At 64.4% G+C, this 19,199-nt stretch carries 17 protein-coding genes; 13 read left to right on the forward strand and 4 right to left on the reverse strand.

All coding sequences use genetic code 11. The annotated features are described in order from the left end of the window. The first annotated feature begins 169 nt into the window (after positions 1-169). From UUA_RS05385 to UUA_RS05440, 11 genes are all read left to right on the forward strand, one after another. Positions 170-1,939, forward strand: coding sequence for a copper resistance system multicopper oxidase (locus UUA_RS05385; protein ID WP_008434917.1), 1,770 nt, complete (start codon positions 170-172; stop codon positions 1,937-1,939). Further along, positions 1,936-3,219: a copper resistance protein B gene (locus UUA_RS19945; RefSeq protein ID WP_238532991.1), complete on the forward strand. Its 1,284-nt coding sequence runs from the start codon at positions 1,936-1,938 to the stop codon at positions 3,217-3,219. The genes UUA_RS05385 and UUA_RS19945 overlap by 4 nt, the downstream gene beginning before the upstream one ends. 11 nt (positions 3,220-3,230) lie before the next feature. Then, the gene (locus UUA_RS05400; RefSeq protein WP_008434921.1) at positions 3,231-4,346 is read left to right on the forward strand and encodes a c-type cytochrome; all 1,116 of its coding nucleotides are present in this window, start codon (positions 3,231-3,233) and stop codon (positions 4,344-4,346) included. 2 nt (positions 4,347-4,348) lie between these two features. Next, positions 4,349-4,801, forward strand: a complete 453-nt coding sequence (locus UUA_RS05405) for a DUF411 domain-containing protein (RefSeq protein ID WP_081491503.1) — start codon at positions 4,349-4,351, stop codon at positions 4,799-4,801. A 45-nt stretch (positions 4,802-4,846) separates the two neighbouring features. Beyond that, positions 4,847-7,189, forward strand: a complete 2,343-nt coding sequence (locus UUA_RS05410) for a heavy metal translocating P-type ATPase (protein ID WP_081491504.1) — start codon at positions 4,847-4,849, stop codon at positions 7,187-7,189. Between the two features lie 393 nt (positions 7,190-7,582). Next, the gene (locus UUA_RS05415) at positions 7,583-7,978 is read left to right on the forward strand and encodes a hypothetical protein (protein WP_238532992.1); all 396 of its coding nucleotides are present in this window, start codon (positions 7,583-7,585) and stop codon (positions 7,976-7,978) included. A gap of 82 nt (positions 7,979-8,060) precedes the next feature. Continuing rightward, the gene (locus tag UUA_RS05420; RefSeq protein WP_008434924.1) at positions 8,061-9,335 is read left to right on the forward strand and encodes a TolC family protein; all 1,275 of its coding nucleotides are present in this window, start codon (positions 8,061-8,063) and stop codon (positions 9,333-9,335) included. After that, on the forward strand, positions 9,332-10,624 hold the full coding sequence (locus UUA_RS05425) for an efflux RND transporter periplasmic adaptor subunit (protein WP_039953605.1): 1,293 nt from the start codon (positions 9,332-9,334) through the stop codon (positions 10,622-10,624). Before UUA_RS05420 ends, UUA_RS05425 begins: the two co-directional genes overlap by 4 nt. Further along, positions 10,621-13,797, forward strand: a complete 3,177-nt coding sequence (locus UUA_RS05430; protein WP_008434928.1) for an efflux RND transporter permease subunit — start codon at positions 10,621-10,623, stop codon at positions 13,795-13,797. The genes UUA_RS05425 and UUA_RS05430 overlap by 4 nt, the downstream gene beginning before the upstream one ends. Before the next feature lie 3 nt (positions 13,798-13,800). After that, positions 13,801-14,151: a copper-binding protein gene (locus UUA_RS05435; RefSeq protein WP_008434929.1), complete on the forward strand. Its 351-nt coding sequence runs from the start codon at positions 13,801-13,803 to the stop codon at positions 14,149-14,151. A 126-nt stretch (positions 14,152-14,277) separates the two neighbouring features. Beyond that, on the forward strand, positions 14,278-14,619 hold the full coding sequence (locus UUA_RS05440; RefSeq protein WP_008434931.1) for a hypothetical protein: 342 nt from the start codon (positions 14,278-14,280) through the stop codon (positions 14,617-14,619). 130 nt (positions 14,620-14,749) lie between these two features. Here UUA_RS05440 and merR read toward each other — a convergent pair whose 3' ends face one another. Continuing rightward, positions 14,750-15,157 carry a mercury resistance transcriptional regulator MerR gene (gene merR, locus UUA_RS05445; RefSeq protein ID WP_008434933.1) on the reverse strand — a complete coding sequence of 136 codons (408 nt, stop codon included), beginning with the start codon at positions 15,155-15,157 and terminating at the stop codon, positions 14,750-14,752. 69 nt (positions 15,158-15,226) lie between these two features. Between merR and merC the strand changes: the two genes are divergently transcribed. Together merC and UUA_RS18765 are read left to right on the forward strand one after the other, a co-directional pair. Continuing rightward, positions 15,227-15,649: an organomercurial transporter MerC gene (gene merC, locus UUA_RS05450; RefSeq protein ID WP_008434935.1), complete on the forward strand. Its 423-nt coding sequence runs from the start codon at positions 15,227-15,229 to the stop codon at positions 15,647-15,649. A gap of 69 nt (positions 15,650-15,718) precedes the next feature. Continuing rightward, positions 15,719-15,934 carry a GDCCVxC domain-containing (seleno)protein gene (locus tag UUA_RS18765; protein ID WP_081491505.1) on the forward strand — a complete coding sequence of 72 codons (216 nt, stop codon included), beginning with the start codon at positions 15,719-15,721 and terminating at the stop codon, positions 15,932-15,934. Between the two features lie 20 nt (positions 15,935-15,954). Here the strand turns inward: UUA_RS18765 and UUA_RS05455 are convergent, their stop codons facing one another. From UUA_RS05455 to UUA_RS05465, 3 genes are read right to left on the reverse strand one after another with little or no spacing between them, the layout of a single operon-like run. Continuing rightward, the gene (locus tag UUA_RS05455) at positions 15,955-16,536 is read right to left on the reverse strand and encodes a phosphatase PAP2 family protein (RefSeq protein ID WP_008434936.1); all 582 of its coding nucleotides are present in this window, start codon (positions 16,534-16,536) and stop codon (positions 15,955-15,957) included. Next, on the reverse strand, positions 16,533-17,153 hold the full coding sequence (locus UUA_RS05460; RefSeq protein WP_008434937.1) for a cation diffusion facilitator family transporter: 621 nt from the start codon (positions 17,151-17,153) through the stop codon (positions 16,533-16,535). Before UUA_RS05460 ends, UUA_RS05455 begins: the two co-directional genes overlap by 4 nt. A gap of 12 nt (positions 17,154-17,165) precedes the next feature. Next, positions 17,166-19,109, reverse strand: coding sequence for an FTR1 family protein (locus UUA_RS05465; RefSeq protein WP_238532993.1), 1,944 nt, complete (start codon positions 19,107-19,109; stop codon positions 17,166-17,168). Between the last annotated feature and the right edge of the window lie 90 nt (positions 19,110-19,199).

Below are 19,199 nucleotides of genomic sequence, written 5' to 3' on the forward strand. Positions count from 1 at the left end.
CCCGCAGCGCGCCCGCGTTGAATACCGCCCCTCCGTTGCGACCACCGGCGGTCTGACTCTCCCTCGTTTCTGATGAGCTTTGCTGGCGATCGTCGTGTGTCGATGATCGCAAGCAATCGGCTGTGATCGGTATCGGCATGATCGATACCGCCTGCCCTGGAGAGAGTCCATGAACCTGTTTCCCCCGCCCCCTGCAGATTTGTCGCGGCGACGCTTCGTCCAAGGTGTCGCCATCGGCGGCGCCGTGGCCGGCTTGGGCCTGCTGCGTCCCTCGAACGTCTGGGCGTTGACCAACCCCGGTCACCCCACGGTGCTGAGCGGCACCGACTTCGCGCTGGATATCGCCGAAACCCCGGTCAACTACACCGGTGCCACACGCCTGGCCACCACCGTCAACGGCGGCATTCCCGGCCCGATCCTGCGCTGGAAGGAAGGCACCACGGTGAACCTGCGCGTGTCTAACCGGTTGCGCGTGCCGACCTCGATCCACTGGCACGGCATCATCCTGCCGTTCCAGATGGACGGCGTGCCGGGCATCAGTTTCGACGGCATTGCGCCCGGCGAAACCTTCCTCTACCAGTTCAAGGTGCGCCAGTCGGGAACCTACTGGTACCACTCGCATTCGGGTTTCCAGGAGCAGAACGCGTTGTACGGCCCACTGGTGATCGAGCCGGACGGCCCTGAGCGCTACCCCACGGATCGCGACTACGTGGTGATGCTTAACGACTGGACCGACGAGGATCCCGAGCGCATCTACGCCAAGGTGAAGAAGCAGAGCGACTATTACAACTTCGCCCAGCCCACCGTGCCGGATTTTTTCCGCGACGTGCGAGAAAAGGGCCTGAGCCAGGCTTTGGCCATGCGCAAGATGTGGAACGAGATGCGCATGAACCCCACCGACCTGGGCGATGTTTCCGGCTACACCTACACCTACCTGATGAACGGCACCGCGCCGACGGGCAACTGGACCGGCATCTTCAAACCCGGCGAAAAGGTCCGGCTGCGCTTCATCAACGGCTCGTCGTCCACCATTTTCGATGTACGCATTCCGGGCCTGAAGATGACGGTGATTTCCGCCGACGGTCAGGACGTCGAGCCGGTCTCGGTCGACGAGTTCCGCATTTCGGTGGCCGAAACCTACGACGTCATCGTCGAGCCGCAGGACGAGCGCGCCTATACGCTGTTCGCCCAGTCGATCGACCGCACGGGCTACGCCCGCGGCACCCTGGCGCCACGGCAAGGCATGCAGGCCGAGGTTCCGGCGATGGATCCCCGGGTATGGCTTGGGATGCAGGACATGATGGGCGCGATGTCGATGGGGGGGATGGATCACGGCAGCGGTCATGCCCCGACGCCCGGTATGGATCATGCCGGCAAGGATCACGGCAGCATGGCCGGCATGGCGGCCACGCCCGCACCCGTCGTGCGCCACGCCCGTACCGAATACGGCCCCGGCGTCGACATGCACGTGGACATGCCACGCACCAACCTCGACGACCCGGGCATCGGCCTGCGCGACAACGGCCGCCGCGTACTGACCTACGCCGACCTGCACACCATCGGCGGACCAATTGATGCGCGCGAGCCAAGCCGCGAGATCGAGCTGCACCTGACCGGCAACATGGAGCGCTTCATCTGGTCGTTCGACGGCGTGAAGTTCTCCGACGCCAAGCCGGTGCACTTCAACAGCGGGGAGCGGCTACGCATCGTGCTGGTCAACGACACCATGATGAACCACCCGATCCACCTGCACGGCATGTGGAGCGAGCTGGAGAATCCGGACGGGCAATTCCAGGTGCGCAAACACACCATCAACGTGCAACCGGCGCAGCGCGTCACCTATGCGGTGTCGGCCGACAACCCGGGCCGTTGGGCCTACCACTGCCATCTGCTGTATCACATGGAGGCGGGCATGTTCCGCGAGGTGGTGGTGTCATGAAAATGCATCGTCGTAACACCTCAACCGCTCCGCATCGTTCGGCGTTGCTAGCTGCACTGTTGCTGGCGCTGCCATTGGCGGCCACGGCGCAGAGCGCGCCCGCGGCCAGCAGCACATCGTCGATGGACATGAGCTCCATGCCAGGCATGGATCACGGCAGCATGCCCGGCATGCCGATGCCGGCTCCCGCAAGCAGCACCGCGAAACCGGCGCCGAAGCCGTCCGCCAAGAAGGCGCGGAAGACACCCACCCCGGCCCCGTCGACACCGGCTTTCCACGACATGGATGGCATGAAGGGCATGGATCACAGCGCCATGCCGGGCATGGATCACGGCGCGATGTCGGACATGTCGATGCCCGCCAACCCGGCCACATCGGCGGCACCCACCGGCGACATGTCGGGGATGGATCATTCATCGATGCCCGGCATGAGTCCGGGAGCGATGCAAGGAATGGATCACAGCGGCATGGCCGGGGTGGATCACGGGGCGATGCCCCAAAAGGGACAAGGTGAGATGACCGGCATGGGCGCGATGCCTGGCATGGCGATGGGTCCCATGCAGGGCGGCAGTCCGCCGCCGAACGCACGCAGTGACGATTATTCCGACGGCGTCGCGGGCAGCCCCATACAAGGGTTGCACATGCACGGCAGCGTACCGGTCGGCATGCTGTTGATCGATCAGCTCGAAGCCTTCCATGGTCGCGATGCGAATGGCCAGAGTTGGGAAGCGCAAGCTTGGTACGGCAATGACGAGAACAAGCTGTGGATACGCACCGAAGGCGAGCGCAGCCGCGGCAAGCTCGAAGACGGTGACCTGGAAGCCTTCTGGAACCACAACATCGCCACGTTCTGGAGCACCCAATTGGGTGTGCGCCAAGAAATCGGCGAAGGTCCCAACCGCACATGGGCGGCCTTCGGTGTGCAGGGACTGGCACCGTACTGGTTCGAACTGGAGGCGACGGGTTACGTCGGGCCTTCCGGCCGCACCGCCGCCCGTGTGCGTGCGGAGTACGAGATGCTCTTCACCCAACGCCTGATCCTCCAGCCGGAAGCGGAGATCAACCTCTACGGCAAGAACGATCCGCAGCGCCGGATTGGCAGCGGCGTTTCCGACGTGCAGTTCGGCTTGCGTCTGCGCTACGAGATCCGCCGGCAGTTCGCGCCCTACATCGGGGTGAACTGGGTGCGCCGCATCGGCACCACGGCCGACTACGCACGACAAGATCATCAACCCGTTCTCGACCGGCAGATCGTGGCCGGCGTCCGACTCTGGTTCTAAGGGGAAATACCATGAAACAGCACATCAAGCATCACAGCATTACCGTTGCCGTTGTCCTGGGCGTTCTTGCCCTCGGCGCCGGTGCGTTTGTGTATTCCGGCCTCTACAACATCGGTGCTGACGACCACCACACCAAGCCGGTGTTCGCGGTAATGCAGACCCTGCGAGAGCAGTCCATCCATGCCCGCTCGAAAGACATCGTGGTACCCGACCTCAATGACGAGCAGTTGATCTTGAAAGGGGCCGGCCAGTACGCGGCGATGTGCACCCAGTGTCATCTCAAGCCTGGGATGAAAGACTCGGAGCTTCGCCAAGGCCTGTACCCGCTACCGCCAAACCTGTCGCAGGTACGGGTCGATCCGACGGATGCGTTCTGGATCATCAAGCACGGCATCAAGATGAGCGGGATGCCGGCTTGGGGCATGGTGCCCGGTCACGACGACCCCACTATCTGGAGCATGGTCGCGTTCATCGAAAAACTGCCGGGCATGACGCCTGCGCAATACAAAGCCATGGTTGCCAAGGCCCCGCCGGACGAGGACATGCATATGGGTGAGGACGGTGGCCATGGCCACGGTGAGGCCGTCGATGAGGACGCCCACGGTGCTGCCGACATGAAAGGCATGGACATGTCCGGTGAGGTCGGTCACAGCCATGGCGCGGCTGCGGAAGATGACCACGATCATGCGGCGGCGGCCGCGCCCGCGGCTGAAGCCCCGCTTTCGCTGGAGGGCATGAAGCCGAAGGCGGCACCCGCGGCCGAGTCCGTGGCACAGGCGTTCCAAGCGGCCTTGCAGCACGGCGATCGAGCGGCCGTACTCGCTTTGCTGGCTCCCAATGTCACCATCAGCGAAGGCGGCCATGTCCAGACGCGTGACGCCTACGCGGCTGGTCACTTGGGCGAGGACATCGCGTTCTTGAAGAGTGCCAAGATCACCCCGGTCTCGCTGGGTTCAATGCCGATGGGCGACACCGCCATGGTCGGTAGCGAGAGCGACATCCAGGCCACGGTCAAGGGTAAATCGACCACGCTGCGCAGCCGCGAGTTGCTCAACCTCAAACAGGACGACAACGGCTGGAAGATCGTGTCTATCCAGTGGCAAACCACCCCGGTATCAGGAGAATGACGATGAAGCGGTGGTTTTCCCGCCTTGGCAGTATCGCCCTGTTTGCCGCGCTGTTTGCACCGGCGGCGATGGCGGTGAATGCGTTCGACGTGTACAGCGATCCATCCTGCGGTTGTTGTGGCGCATGGGTCAATTACATGCGCACGCAGGGCTACGCTGTCACCGTGCATCAGGATCAACCGATGGCGGCGGTGAAGGCGCGCTTCAGCGTGCCTGCGGCTGCCATGTCCTGTCACACCGCGCTGATCGACGGCTACGTGATCGAAGGCCACGTGCCGGTGGAGGACATCCGTCGCCTGCTCGCCGAGCGGCCGGACGCCCGCGGTCTGGCGGCGCCCGGCATGCCCGCCGGCTCACCAGGAATGGAGCTGCCTGATGGTCGCGTTCAGCCCTATGTCGTCGAACTCATCGCCCACGACGGCACCACGTCCGCCTTCGCTCACCACGCGTATTGACAGGTTGCTCAACGTCAAACCATTGCTGCTGTCTCGGGAGGATGCATGAACACCCACCATCACCACACGGGCTCCAACAATCACGGCGATCACACCCACACCGGCGAAGGAAGCACCGTTGTCGATCCGGTATGTGGCATGCAGGTCGATCCGGTCCGGACCGCGCATCACGCCGAGCATGAGGGGGTAACCCATCATTTCTGTTCGGCAGGTTGTCTGGAACGCTTCGTGGCGGATCCGGCCAGGTACTTGACCCGGCAATCTGATGATGTCCCCGCACCGACAGGAACGATGTACACCTGTCCGATGCATCCGCAAGTGCGCCAGGACGGCCCCGGCATCTGCCCCATCTGCGGCATGGCGCTGGAGCCGGAAATGCCGGGGCTGGACGACGAGGACAATCCCGAACTGCGTGATTTCAGCCGCCGCTTCTGGTGGACCTTGCCGGCGACGGTGGTGGTGCTCGTACTGGCGATGTTTGGCCACTACTTTCCCCGGTTGCCGGTAGATACCCGGACCTGGATCGAACTGGTACTGACCATCCCGGTCGTGTTGTGGGCAGGCTGGCCGTTCTTCGTTCGCTGCGTGCAGTCGGTCCGCAACCTCAGTCCCAACATGTGGACCCTGATCGGCATCGGCGTTGGCGCGGCGTTCGGCTACAGCATCGTTGCCACCATCGCACCGGATCTGTTCCCGGAGTCGTTTCACGAACATGGCCGCGTGGGCGTCTATTTCGAAGCCGCCGCAGTGATCGTCTCGCTGACCCTGCTTGGCCAGCTACTCGAACTGCGTGCCCGCTCGAAGACCTCGACCGCCTTGAAGGCCCTGCTGGGGCTCGCGCCAAAGACCGCACGCCGCCTGCGCGACGATGGCGGCGAGGAGGATGTCGAACTAGGCCACGTCCACGTCGGTGATCGCCTGCGGGTACGCCCTGGTGAAAAGGTGCCGGTGGACGGCGAAGTGATCGAAGGGCGCTCTCATGTCGACGAGTCAATGCTGACCGGTGAACCCGTCCCGGTTGAGAAGATCGTCGGCTCCAGCGTGATCGGCGCCACTCTCAACGGCACCGGCAGCCTGGTGATCCGGGCGGAAAAAGTTGGTTCGGCGACAGTGCTGTCGCAGATCGTGCAACTGGTCGCGCAGGCGCAGCGCTCGCGCGCACCGATGCAGCGCATGGCCGACAAGGTCGCCTACTGGTTTGTGCTGGCGGTCCTGGCGATCGCCGTCGCGACCTTCTTCGTGTGGGGACTGTTCGGCCCGGACCCGTCGTGGACGTTCGCAGTGCTCAACGCGATCTCGGTCTTGATCATTGCCTGCCCTTGCGCGCTGGGATTGGCCACGCCGATGTCGATCATGGTGGCGACAGGCCGCGCCGCCGGGGAAGGCGTGTTGTTCCGCGATGCTGAGGCCATCGAGAACCTCCGCAAGATCGACACCCTGATCGTGGACAAGACCGGAACCCTGACCGAGGGACGTCCGGCGTTCCACACCGCACTCGCGGCCGAAGGATTCACCGAGCAGGAAGTGCTGCGCCTGGCGGCCAGCCTCGATCAGGGCAGCGAGCACCCACTGGCCGACGCGATCGTCGCGGAAGCCCGCCGTCGTGAGCTGACGCTGGAAACGCCAGAGAGTTTCGAGTCGTCCACCGGCATCGGGGTACGCGGCCAGGTGGGAGGTTCCCTCCTGGCGATTGGCAATACCGCGCTGATGCACGAGGTCGGGGTCGATGCCTCCGTTCTGTCCACCCCGGCCGAGGAACTGCGCCGAGCCGGCGCCAGCGTGATGTATCTGGCAGTTGATGGCGCCCTGGCTGGCCTGCTCGCGGTCGCCGACCCGATCAAGGCCAGCACCGCCGACGCCATCGCATCGCTGCACGATGCGGGCCTGAACATCGTGATGGCCACCGGCGACGGCGTCACCACGGCCCATGCGGTCGCACGCACCTTGGGCATCGACGAAGTCCATGGCGAGGTCCGCCCGAAGGACAAGATCGACCTTGTGCGACAGCTGCAAGCCAAGGGACACCGCGTCGCGATGGCTGGAGACGGGATTAACGACGCACCAGCGCTTGCTGGCGCTGATGTTGGCATCGCGATGGGCACCGGCACCGACGTGGCGATGTCGAGCGCGCAGGTGACACTTGTTAAAGGCGATTTGCGCGGCATCGTGCGGGCACGGTCGATCTCCAACGATACCGTCGCCAACATGAAGCAGAACCTGGGCTTTGCGTTTCTCTACAACGCACTGGGCGTACCGATCGCAGCCGGCGTTTTGTATCCACTGACTGGCCTGTTGCTCAGCCCGATGATCGCCGCTTTGGCGATGAGCTTGAGCTCCGTGTCGGTGGTTGCCAACGCATTGCGGCTGGGCCGAAAGCGGCATGGCTAAGATGATCAATGCCAGCGAGTGGAGCAAAGCGAACCCAACTCGTTGCCTTCACCGGCAAACGTGGGAGTACGCCTTCATGTGTTTCCTTCCTCACGCCCGGCGCAGCGTGGTATCGGGTGTGGCGGCCACCTTAAGCGCTCGGGCTGTCGAACATGGTCATGTTGGAGGTCAGCGTCAGCCTGCGACTGTTCACCCAGCAACGGCAGGCGCTGGCCCGCGATCTCGGATGTGGTCGTCTATGTTTGGCTCCCCATTGCGATGCTCTCCAGGAGGGCTTCCGGGTTGACCGGCGAGAACAGCGGAGGAGACTCGGCTGACAACCCGTGATTGATTCAAGTCAATGCAATCCTTGACATTTTGAGATAACTTACTGCTATGGCTCGTCCTTTCCGCATGCATCGCACCACACGTCGCCGCCTTATCTGGCTGGTGACGCTGCTGATGCTTTGGCAGCAGACGGTACTGGCTGCCTACGTTTGTCCGACGGTCCCCGAAGCGACACCGGCGGCTGCGCTGATGACTTCCATGTCGGGTATGGACGGCGGCTGTGCGCAGAATCAGGATGCCCCCGCCAGCCCACTGTGCCAGAAGCATTGCGCGCCCGATCACGCGACGCAGGTTGAAGCGCATACGGCGGCGGTGCCGTTGAGCGTGTTGCCGGCAATGCCACCGATGCTGATGACGCCCGCCGTTGTTGCGCTGCCATCGAATCGCGCGCTCCAACGGGTCGGGCATTTGCGCGCGCCACCACCTCCGCCCATATTGTTGTTCTGCTCACTCCTGATCTGATCTGACACGTCGAGGCATTGACGTACGTGGCGTCGCGTCTGCGTGGCGCGCCGCAAACCGCAGATCGACGGAGTGTTCACCCATGTTGTCCTTTCACTTTGCCCGGCGCCTGATGGTGTCGGTTCTGGCCGCGCTTCTGTTGGGAGCCTTGGCCACGGCGGCGCATGCCGCCGAACCGCCGCTGACGCTGGAAGCGGCTGTCCAGCAAGGCGTGGCACGGGCACCGCAACTCGATGCGCGTGCCGCCGATACGGCGGCAGCCCGCGAGGAATCCGCGCGTGCCGGGCAGTTGCCGGATCCCACCCTGACGTTCGGGCTTTCCAATTTCCCCGTCACCAATCCGGGCGCTTTCAGCCTGCGTTCGGACGGGATGACGGCGCGCACCGTCGGCGTGATGCAGACGATTCCATCGCGAGCGGCGCGCGACGCCGAGCGCGGTTTGGCCGCCGCACAGATCGATGCGGCGGAAGCCGACCGGGCGGCCACGGTGCAGACAGTGCAAGAGCGCATCGCCGATGCGTGGATCGACGTGTGGGCGATCCAGCAGAAACGTACGCTGTTGGCCGCGTTGCGCAGCGAGAGCGCGCTGGCTGTCCAGGTCACGCAGGCGCGATTGCGTGGCGGTGAAGGCAACGCGACCGACGCGCTGGCCGCCGGTGCCGAAGCCGCCACACTCGATAACCGTCTGGAAGCGATTGACGCGGATCTCGTCGCCGCCCAAGCCGGCCTGCAGCGCTGGCTTGGGCCGAGCGTTTTCGATCTGGCCGAAGCGCCGGATTTTGGTCAACTGCCGGTCACGGCAGATCACTTGGAGCAGCGCATCGACCAACAGGCGCCGATGCAGGCGTGGCAGGCACGCGAGCAAGTTGCGCAGGCGGCGCTCGAGCAGGCGCGTGCGGCCAAGCACCCGGACTGGAGCGTGACTGCCAGCTATGGTCGGCGCGCCCCGGGCCTGTCGGACATGGTGATGCTGGAGGTGGGCGTCAGCCTGCCGCTGTTCACGCGCAATCGGCAGGATCGTGGCATCAGCGCCCGGCAGGCACAGTGGGACGCGGTGCAGGCCGATCACGAGGACGCGCGGCGCGCCCAGCGCGAGGCAGTCACACGCGCCGTAGCGACGTGGCAGGGATGGAATCAGCAAATCCAGCGCTATCAGGACACCTTGCTGCCGTTGGATCGGGATCGCGCCACCACGGCGCTGGCCGGATACCGCGGTGGCGGCATGCTGCAGCCGTGGCTGGACGCCCGTCGCGACGAGATTGAACTGCGTCTGAGTTACGCCGATGCGCTTGCCGCCCGCGCCCGGTTATGGGCCTCGCTGGCTTATTTGTTGCCGACCTCGGAGACGATGCCATGAAGCGTGCACTGATAATCCTGGCCGGTCTTTTGCTGGCGGCCCTTTTGGTTTTGGCTGGGTATTTCAGCGGTCGTCGGCATCTGCAAACGTCGTCCGCTCAGACAAGATCGGCTATGCCTACCGCCGATGGCAGTGGCAAAAAAGTCCTGTACTGGTACGACACGATGGTGCCGCAGCAGCATTTCGACAAGCCGGGCCTGTCGCCGATGGGCATGCAGATGGTGCCCAAGTATGCCGACGAAGGCGCGGCCAAGGATGTCGTCCGGATCGACCCGGCGACGGTGCAGAATCTGGGTGTGCGCACGGCCCCGGTCGAGCGTCGCGTGCTGGCATCAGCCATCCGGGTGCCGGGCACCATCACCTGGGATCTGCGGCAAGCCATCACCATCAGTGCGCGCACCGATGCGGTGGTGAGCAAGCTTGACGTGCGCGCGCCTTACACCGTGGTCAAAGCCGGTGAACCGATGGCCGAACTGCTGGCTCCGCAATGGAGCAGCGCGCTGGCCGAATATGGCGCGCTTCAACAAGCGCAATCGGCCGACGCGAAAGACCTGCGTGCCGCCGCACGGCAACGGCTGCAGGTGCTGGGCCTGACCCCTGCTGACATCCGGGCAGCTCGCCGTGGTTCGGGTGCGGCGATCACGCTGCACGCCCCACAAGCGGGCGTCGTCACGACACTGGATGTACGCGAAGGCCAGCGCGTCAACGCGGGCCAGACCCTGATGACCGTGAATGGCCTGTCCACCGTGTGGATCGAGGCCGCCCTGCCGCAGGCGGCAGCTGGCAGGGTGCGCAGCGGCACGCCGGTGGTTGTCACGGTCGATGCGCTGCCGGGTCGATCGTTCCACGGCGCCGTGGAAACCTTGCTGCCGGATGTGGATGCGATGACGCGCACCCAACGTGCCCGCATCGTGCTCGCCAATGCCGACGGTGCCTTGAGCCCGGGCATGTTCGCCACCGTGCAACTTAACCCGACTCCCGACGCGGCGGTGCCGGTGGTACCGGACGACGCGCTGATCGCCACGGGTACCCACACACGCGTCATCCTTGCCGAGGGGGATGGCCACTTCCGTGCCGTATCGGTGCGTACGGGACGCGCGGCCGGCGGCTATACGGAAATTCTCGATGGCCTGAGCGGTGGCGAGAAAGTGGTCGTCTCCGGCCAGTTCCTGATCGATTCGGAGGCGAGCTTGTCCGGTGCGCTGGAACGCCTGAATGACGCCTCGGTGACTCCGGCACCTGCGACAAGTGCGCCAATGCCAGGCATGCCGATGGGAGACAAACCATGATCGCCGCCCTGATCCGTGCGGCGATCGCCCATCGGGTGTTCGTGCTGTTGGCTGCACTGGCCTTGGCCCTGATGGGCATGTTCTCGGTGACGCGCACGCCGGTCGACGCGCTGCCCGATCTGTCCGACACCCAGGTGATCATCCGCACCAGCTACCCGGGCCAATCGCCACAGGTGGTCGAGGATCAGGTCACCTATCCGCTGGCCACCACCATGCTCTCGGTGCCTGGCGCGACGACGGTGCGCGCCTTTTCGTTCTTCGGCGACTCCTACGTCGATGTGTTGTTCGATGACAGCACCGACCTGTATTGGGCGCGCTCGCGTGTCCTGGAGTACCTGAGCCAGGCACGGGATCGCCTGCCGACGGGCGTGACGCCCGCCCTCGGCCCCGATGCCACGGGACTCGGCTGGATCTACGAATACGCGCTGGTTGATCGCACCGGTCAGCACGACCTCGGCCAGCTGCGCGCGCTGCAGGACTGGTTCCTGCGCTATCAGCTCAAGACCGTGCCGAATGTCGCCGAAGTGGCGACTTTGGGCGGTATGGAGCGCGCGTGGCAGATCGTGCCCGATCCGCAGGCGCTGGCCGCCCGCGGCGTCACCGTGGCGCAGTTGGTCGACGCGGTGCGCAGCGCGAACGGTGCCAACGGTGGCTCGGTGATCGAACAGGGCGAAGCGGAGCTGATGGTGCGTAGCGAAGGCTATCTGAAGAGTCGCGCGGACTTCGAAAACGTACCCATCACCACCAACGCCGGCGGTGTGCCGGTGCTGCTGCACGACGTGGCGACGGTGCGGCGGGGTCCGACGTTTCGTCGTGGCCTCGCCGAACTGGACGGGCAAGGGGAAGTGGTTGGCGGCATCATCGTGATGCGCACCGGCAAGAACGCGAAGGCCACCATCGCCGCGGTGAAGGCACGGCTGGCGGAACTGCAGCGCAGCCTGCCGGCCGGCGTCGAGATCGTGCCCACCTATGACCGCTCGCGACTGATCGACGCCGCAGTGAGCAATCTGTGGAGCAAGTTGTTCGAAGAATTTCTGGTCGTGACGCTGGTCTGCGTGTTGTTTCTATGGCACCTGCGCTCGGCGCTGGTGGCCGTGATCACGCTACCGCTGGGCGTACTGGTTGCTTTCATTGCCCTGCATCTGCAAGGCGTCACGGCGAACCTGATGTCGCTCGGCGGTATCGCGATCGCGATCGGCGCGATGGTGGATGCAGCGATCGTGATGATCGAGAACACGCACAAGCATCTGGAACATTGGCGTAACGCGAACGACGGACGTGAACCGCAAGGTGCGCAGCGGTGGTCGCTGGTTGCCGATGCCGCCGCCGAGGTGGGGCCCGCGTTGTTTGTGAGCCTGTTGATCATCGCGCTGTCGTTCGTGCCCGTATTTGCGCTGCAGGGACAGGAAGGCAAGTTGTTCAAGCCGCTGGCCTTCACCAAGACCTACGCGATGGCGGCAGCGGCCGGGCTGGCGGTGACGCTGGTGCCGGTGCTGATGGGTTATCTGATCCGCGGGCGCATCCGTGCCGAGCGCGACAATCCGCTCAACCGGGGTTTGATCCATGGCTATCGGCCGCTCCTCGAAGCCGTGCTGCGCTATCCGAAAGCCACCCTGGTGCTGGCCGGTGTGCTGCTGCTCACCGCGGCTATTCCCATAAGCAAACTCGGCAGCGAGTTCATGCCCGCGATGGATGAAGGCACGTTGTTGTACATGCCCACGGCACTGCCGGGATTATCCGCCGGCAAGGCCTCGCAGTTGCTGCAGCTCACCGATCGCATGATCAAGACCGTGCCCGAGGTTGATCATGTGTTCGGCAAGGCGGGGCGCGCCGAAACGGCCACCGATCCGGCGCCACTGGAAATGTTTGAGACCACGATCACGTTCAAGCCGAAGGATCAGTGGCGCTCCGGCATGACGATGGACAAGATCAAGGCGGAACTGGACAAGGCGGTACACGTGCCGGGGCTGACGAACCTGTTCGTGCCGCCGATCCGCAATCGCATCGACATGCTCTCCACCGGCATCAAGAGCCCGATCGGCATCAAGGTGCTGGGCACCGATCTGGCCACGCTGCAGACCGTGGCCGATCGGATCGAAACGGTGGCGAAGACCGTGCCCGGTGTCAGTTCGGCGATTGCCGAGCGTCCGACCAGTGGCCGCTACGTCGATGTAGCCATCCGCCGTGACGCCGCCGCGCGCTACGGGTTGACCCAGGAGCGCGTGCAGCAACTGATCGCGACCGTGGTCGGCGGTGATCCGATCGGTCAGACCGTCGAAGGACGCGAACGTTATCCCATCGTGGTGCGCTACCCGCGTGCCGAGCGCGATTCCATCGGAGCGCTGCGACAGTTGCCGATCGTCGCCGCCAACGGTGCCCAGATCACGCTGAGTCAGGTGGCTGACATCGCCGTGGTTGCAGGACCGTCCATGCTGAAAAGTGAGGGCGGCCAGTTGGCCACGTATGTCTACGTCGATACGGCCGGCAGCGATTTGGGCACGGTGGTGGCCAACCTGCAACGCGCGGTGGCGCAGCAGGTCAAATTGCCGCCGGGTACGACCGTGGCCTGGTCCGGTCAGTTCGAATACCTGGCCAGTGCCATGGAAAGACTCAAGGTGGTGGTGCCGATTGCGCTGGTGATCATTTTTCTGCTGATCTATGCCGTTTTCCGACGCGTGAGCGAAGCCGCGCTGATCATGGCCAGCGTGCCGCTGGCACTGGTCGGCGGCCTGTGGCTGATCTGGCTGCTTGGCCATGCGGTGTCGGTGGCCACGATCATCGGCTTCATCGCGCTGGCTGGCGTCGCTGCCGAGTTTGGCGTGGTGATGCTGTTGTATCTGCACCATGCCTGGGAGCACCAGCTTGCGCTCGATCCCCACGCCGGCCCGGAAGCGCTGGACGAAGCAATCCGCGAAGGTGCCGTTCAGCGCGTGCGCCCGAAGGCGATGACCGTCGCGGTGATCCTCGCCGGCCTGTTTCCGATCCTGCTCGGCCATGGCGCAGGTTCGGAAGTGATGCAGCGCATCGCCGCCCCGATGATCGGCGGCATGGTCACTGCACCCTTGCTATCCATGCTCGTTATACCCGCAGCGTACCGCCTGCTGGTTCGTTATCGGCTGCGTAAAGTCAGCAAGACAATCACCGCACTTCACCCCAACCCGCAAGGAAACTGACCCATGAAAAAGCCATGCATCACCCTCGCGATCACCGCCGCGCTGATCACTGCTCCAGTGTTTGCCAACCCTCAGCAGATGGACCCCAACATGCCGGGCATGGCTGGGATGCACGAAGCCATACCCGCCGATGTGCAGGGTGTGGGCGTGGTCAAGGCGGTCGACACCGCCAAGGGCACCATCACGCTGCAGCATGAGGCGATTGCCGCCATCGGCTGGCCGGCCATGACGATGCCGTTCAAGGTGGCTTCGCCGGGCCTGCTGACGCACCTGAAGGTGGGCGATAAGGTGCAATTCACCTTCCACCAGGCCAGCGCGGGCAGCACGGTGACGGCGATCCGTCCGGCACGATGACAGACCACGTCGCCGGCTGGCCCCAACTGTCGAGGGCCAGCCGGCGGTCGTGAAAGCAGTTCCGCCACGCACGTTATGCGTGCGCGTGGCGGTGTTTGTTGCGGTTGTCATTTTTGGAGAACGACCATGAAATCGTTTGCTGCTTGTCTCAGCCTCCCGCTGCTGCTCGCGGGCCTCACCATCGGCCGCGTCGCGTACGCGACCGATGCTTACACTGATGGCTGGGTTGGCCATGTGGATGGCCCGCGTTTGGATGTCTGTTATCGAGTCACGCCGCTGCCAGCGGTTGGTGCGCGATTGGAGGTCATGCGGACATCCTTCGTGGTTCCCAACAAAGGGCAGCCCCGCCAACAGTTCGCGGTGGCGGGGCATGCCACGGTAACGTCGATCATGGACGCGCATTGCGTGCGTGCCGAGCTGATCCAGGGCGCGGCGCAGCGGACAGATCACGCGCGGCGCGCGCACTGAACGGACGCGACGACAAGGCCGCCAAAGCATGCTCCGCGACGGCCCATAGCGGAGTGGCTAGGACGTGGCTACAACATCCAGCCGATGCGCTTCACCGGCGTCATGCCTGTCCGTCCTGCCTGCCGCCATTTCAGCAGGCGTGCAACGAGGCGATCAGCGGGCAGGACACGCTGCGCTGACGCGCACCGCATTGTTCGACGAGCGCAGAGAGGGCCGTCTCCATACGTGTGAGGTCGGCCAGTCGGCTGCGTACATCGGCCAGCCGCAGCGCGGCCAGATCGGCCGCTTCCGTGCAATGGGTGCCGTCCTCCAGCCGCAGCAACTGCGCGACCTCATCGAGGCTGAACCCCAACCGCTTCGCGGATTTCACGAACTTCACCCGCGCTACCTCCGCGTTTCCGTAGCGACGAATGCCGCCCGGCGGACGGGCGGGTTCCGTCAACAGGCGCTTGCGCTGGTAGAAGCGGATCGTCTCGACATTGACCCCGGCTGCCTTGGCGAAGGCGCCGATGGAAAACGTATCCTGCGTGGAGGACATGGGCTTGACTCCGTACTTGACTACAGGAATACCTTAGACCACCGGCATTCAACGCGAAAGGAGAACCCTATGCCCCTGCTCACTCGGCTGGCCGACAAGGCCGGACTGATCGGCAGTGTCGTCTCGGCAGCGGCCTGCGTGAATTGCTTTCCCGCCTTGGCCAGCCTCGGTGCGGCGATCGGGTTGGGGGTGCTGAGCCCGTATGAAGGCCTGTTCATTCGCATCCTGCTGCCGGCGTTTGCGGCCATCGCGCTGTTCGCCAACGCGCTGGGCTGGCTCAGTCACCGGCAGTGGCCGCGTGCCGCGCTCGGCATGCTCGGCCCGTTGCTGGTGCTGGTGGCGGTATTTGTGATGCGGGCCAGTGGTCATCGCACCGGGTGGCTGCTCTATCCGGGTCTGCTGCTGATGGTGGCCGTGTCGATCCGCGATCTGCTGGCGCCGGCACCCAGCGCATCCTGCCGCACGGTCAGCGATACCGTGGATGCCCGCTGAATCGACACGTAGATACGGGCACAGCGAAGACTCTGCCGACACTTCACCCTCATTTCTCCGGCGAAACACATGACGACCGAGCTCATCCTGCAGAGCACGCTGACCTGTCCGCATTGCGGCCATCAGGCCAGCGAAACGATGCCGACCAACGCCTGTCAGTTTTTCTATGACTGTGCGGGTTGCGGTGAACTGCTCCGGCCGAAAGCCGGTGATTGCTGCGTGTTCTGCTCCTACGGCAGTGTGCCGTGTCCACCGATTCAACAACAAAAATCCTGCTGCGGATAGCCGTAGCTGAATCTTGTTCGTTAGGCTGTTTGGACGTTGACTCTGCTCCGCGATCTGGTGGTTGCCGCTATCCAGATGCTTAGGGTGGCGAACGCAGCGATAGCCAGCGCGCCCATCATGTCCCCTGGGTAATGCACGCCCAGATAGATACGTGCCCACGCCATCGGCAGACCTAGCAGTGCGACCAGCATGCCCCAACGACGCGTGCGTGGATCGAGCCAGAGCACGCCCGCGACCACCCATTGCGCGGTCAAGTGGTCGCTGGGGAAACTGCCGGTGGCAGCGTGGGTGATCCACGCATGGCCCACGCCGGCCACGAACGGGCGAGCTCTGTCCCACTCCACGCCGATGAGCGCATTGCCGATCAAGGCCACGGCAGCGGCCACCAGCGCTTTCAACGCGGTGGCACGCATCGACCCTCGGGGCCACACCAGCATCAGCCCAAGGACGCCGGCGGTCAGCACCAACGGCCCATCGGCGAATACGCGAGCCAAGTGCAGCATGACCGGTGACGGCGTTACCGTCGGGTGGATGGCTTGGAACAAGTGAAGATCCCAGCCGTACACGACCGTGCCGATCCACGCGATGAGAGACGACGTCATGGCTTGGCGATCGCCGTTGCGGCGACGCGTGCCTCCCGCGCCTCGCGAAGAATGCCAAAAGCCTCCTTGAGCACATACATCGCGATGGCCGCACCGATCACCAGATCGGGCACAGGGCTGTGCAGCCAGAACACCAGGACACCCGACAGGATCACCGCTCCATTCGCGATGACATCGACCCGGGTGAACAGCCATGTCGCGCGAAGGTGAACCTCACCCTGACGGAAACGGCCCAGCAATCGCAGTACTGTGGCGTTGACGATCAGCGCGACAAAGGCGATGGCCATCATCCATCCGCCTTCCGGATGACTTCCGTTCACCACGCGCCATACCACGCCGAGTAAGACACCCAGCCCCAGGATCAGCAGCAGCGCTCCACTCAGTTGCGCGGCGGAGGCCTTGAAGCGGGCACTGCGTGCCCACGCCGCCAGGCCGATGCCGTAGGCACAGGCGTCGGCCAGCATGTCCAGCGAATCGGCGATTAAACCCATCGACTGGGCGATCAGCCCAGCGACGATACCGACCACGAACATCGTGGCATTGAGTCCCAGGGCGAGGCGCAGAATCCGGCGCTCCGCCTCGTTAGACGCTTCGGCGTGGCAGCCGCAGTCACTCATATCGCATCGCCTTCAGTCCGCATCGGTCAGAACTTCCCGGGTCGCAGAGGGTGACGGCATCGGTCGACGGCCACGACGGATATTGAACACGAATCCAACGGCCAGCAGTACCAAAATCGCCAACTGCGCCAGCAAGGATTGCCAAGTCGGATAAATGCCCAGCAGTTCGATATGCGGCACCGGCGCGACGCTCACTGCCACCCAGCCGGCTTCCTGCAGGGCGGCGACGCCCTTGCCGGTCAGCACGATGGCGAGCACGGCGATCAGCGCCGAACTGGCCGAGAAGAACGTGCCAATCGGCAGCCGACGACTGGTGCGCAGCAGCACCCAGGCGATCAACCCCAGCACTGCCGCACCGGCGGCGATGCCGGCGAGCAGCCACACTTCCTGACCATCGTTCCACAGGGCGGCATAGAACAAGATGCTCTCGAACACCTCGCGGTACACCGAGATGAAGGCCAGCCCGAACAGGAACCATGCGGAACGCCGGTTGAGCGCGGCCGCCATCTTTTCCTTCAGATACGCCTGCCAGCGACCGCCGATACTTTTCTGATGCATCCACAGACCGACCCCAAGCAGCACGAACGCCGCAAACAGCGACGACAGCCCCTCGGTCAATTCACGACCGGCACCACTGATGGAAATCGCATAGCTGGCGATCGCCCAGGTAATTCCTCCCGCGACCAACGCGAGGCTCCAACCGGCATGCACGTAGCGCAATGCTTCGGGTCGCGCGGCTTTGCGCAGGAAAGCAAGCAGCGCGACCACGACCAGCAGAGCTTCCAGACCTTCACGCACCAGGATCGTAAAAGCACCCAGGAAAGTGGCAGCCGCATCGCCTGCGGCATCGTTGGTGACTTCTTGTGCGCGCGCCAACAGGCCATCGACCTCATCGGCCTGTTTCGACACCGATTCCACCGAGGTGCTGCTCGTCAGCGCGGTGCGATAGGCACCCATCGCCGTTTCAAGCTTGGCGCGCAGCGCGCCGTCACGCGCATTGAGTTGCGGTTCGACCGGCTCCACGCCATCGAGGTAGGCGGACAGTGCCAGTTGGGTGGCTTGCGCCTTGGCACCGGCTCGGTAAGCCGTCAGGCTCGCCGCCAGTCGCGCGCGCGCCAGAGGAATACCCGCTAACGCCTGCTGCTGGATGACGTCAGGGTGGGCCCGCAAATAGCCCACGATCGTCCGGGCACGCTCCGCACCGAGGGTGGGCGTCAGCTGCGCGACACGCGCACGCGACAATTCCTTCAAGTCGGCGATCTGTGCACGGGCGGCGGTGTCGTGTTGCCAGGTATCGGCGCCGGTGGCCGCTTCCTTGGTGTACGCCAGCGAACCCACGTAGTACGCCAGCGCCCAGCGGTCGTCGGACGACAGCTGCTGCGCGTAGCTCGCCATCGGCGTGCCTTCCACACCTTGGCTGATCACCTCGTACAACGACAACGCGCTGCGCTGATCCGCCCGCGTCTGGTCGGTGAAGTTCACCGGGTGGGGCGACAGCTGCAGGCCGGCCGGACCATCGCCATGGCCGGTCGCTCCATGACAGGCGGCGCACTGGTTCTGATAGAGCGTCGCCCCACGCGCCAGATCGGGGGCGTGTTCCGGAGCGGTCGGCACCGGATACGCTTGCAGCAACGCATCGGCCAGCGCGTGCGCTTGCGTCGCCACTTGGGCGGGCGCCGCCTTGGCATCGACCGAGGCCACCAATGTATCGGCCTGCTTCATGAGTGCGGGCGTGGTCGCGGTCGGTGGCAACGCGCCGATGCGCGATCGAGCCGTCGATGTGAATTCCCGCATCTCGGCATACTCGGATGCGCTGATCACCGCGCCATCCTTCACCGCACCCGCGTAATCGGTCGCCAGATAGTCGAGCATCTGCCAGGTTTGCGGCACCGATGCGATGACATCTTGAGCCCAGACCGGAAAGGCCGTCATGCCGAACAAGAGCAAAATCGCCATGGAAAGGCCGCGAAAGGCGGCGCGAATACGAGTCGTTATCATCTGACGATGATACTCGTCCTTGAAGAATTCGCCAGCACATCATCTCAG

This window comes from Rhodanobacter thiooxydans LCS2, from assembly GCF_000264375.1.
Taxonomy (GTDB): Bacteria; Pseudomonadota; Gammaproteobacteria; order Xanthomonadales; family Rhodanobacteraceae; genus Rhodanobacter; species Rhodanobacter thiooxydans.

What these genes read in the sequence shown, in the direction of transcription:
- UUA_RS05385 (WP_008434917.1), top strand. Translation starts at nt 170, where the DNA reads ATGAACCTGTTTCCCCCGCCCCCTGCAGATTTGTCGCGGCGACGCTTC.
- UUA_RS19945 (WP_238532991.1), top strand. Translation starts at nt 1,936, where the DNA reads ATGAAAATGCATCGTCGTAACACCTCAACCGCTCCGCATCGTTCGGCG.
- UUA_RS05400 (WP_008434921.1), top strand. Translation starts at nt 3,231, where the DNA reads ATGAAACAGCACATCAAGCATCACAGCATTACCGTTGCCGTTGTCCTG.
- UUA_RS05405 (WP_081491503.1), top strand. Translation starts at nt 4,349, where the DNA reads ATGAAGCGGTGGTTTTCCCGCCTTGGCAGTATCGCCCTGTTTGCCGCG.
- UUA_RS05410 (WP_081491504.1), top strand. Translation starts at nt 4,847, where the DNA reads ATGAACACCCACCATCACCACACGGGCTCCAACAATCACGGCGATCAC.
- UUA_RS05415 (WP_238532992.1), top strand. Translation starts at nt 7,583, where the DNA reads ATGCATCGCACCACACGTCGCCGCCTTATCTGGCTGGTGACGCTGCTG.
- UUA_RS05420 (WP_008434924.1), top strand. Translation starts at nt 8,061, where the DNA reads ATGTTGTCCTTTCACTTTGCCCGGCGCCTGATGGTGTCGGTTCTGGCC.
- UUA_RS05425 (WP_039953605.1), top strand. Translation starts at nt 9,332, where the DNA reads ATGAAGCGTGCACTGATAATCCTGGCCGGTCTTTTGCTGGCGGCCCTT.
- UUA_RS05430 (WP_008434928.1), top strand. Translation starts at nt 10,621, where the DNA reads ATGATCGCCGCCCTGATCCGTGCGGCGATCGCCCATCGGGTGTTCGTG.
- UUA_RS05435 (WP_008434929.1), top strand. Translation starts at nt 13,801, where the DNA reads ATGAAAAAGCCATGCATCACCCTCGCGATCACCGCCGCGCTGATCACT.
- UUA_RS05440 (WP_008434931.1), top strand. Translation starts at nt 14,278, where the DNA reads ATGAAATCGTTTGCTGCTTGTCTCAGCCTCCCGCTGCTGCTCGCGGGC.
- merR (WP_008434933.1), bottom strand. Translation starts at nt 15,157, where the DNA reads ATGTCCTCCACGCAGGATACGTTTTCCATCGGCGCCTTCGCCAAGGCA.
- merC (WP_008434935.1), top strand. Translation starts at nt 15,227, where the DNA reads ATGCCCCTGCTCACTCGGCTGGCCGACAAGGCCGGACTGATCGGCAGT.
- UUA_RS18765 (WP_081491505.1), top strand. Translation starts at nt 15,719, where the DNA reads ATGACGACCGAGCTCATCCTGCAGAGCACGCTGACCTGTCCGCATTGC.
- UUA_RS05455 (WP_008434936.1), bottom strand. Translation starts at nt 16,536, where the DNA reads ATGACGTCGTCTCTCATCGCGTGGATCGGCACGGTCGTGTACGGCTGG.
- UUA_RS05460 (WP_008434937.1), bottom strand. Translation starts at nt 17,153, where the DNA reads ATGAGTGACTGCGGCTGCCACGCCGAAGCGTCTAACGAGGCGGAGCGC.
- UUA_RS05465 (WP_238532993.1), bottom strand. Translation starts at nt 19,109, where the DNA reads ATGGCGATTTTGCTCTTGTTCGGCATGACGGCCTTTCCGGTCTGGGCT.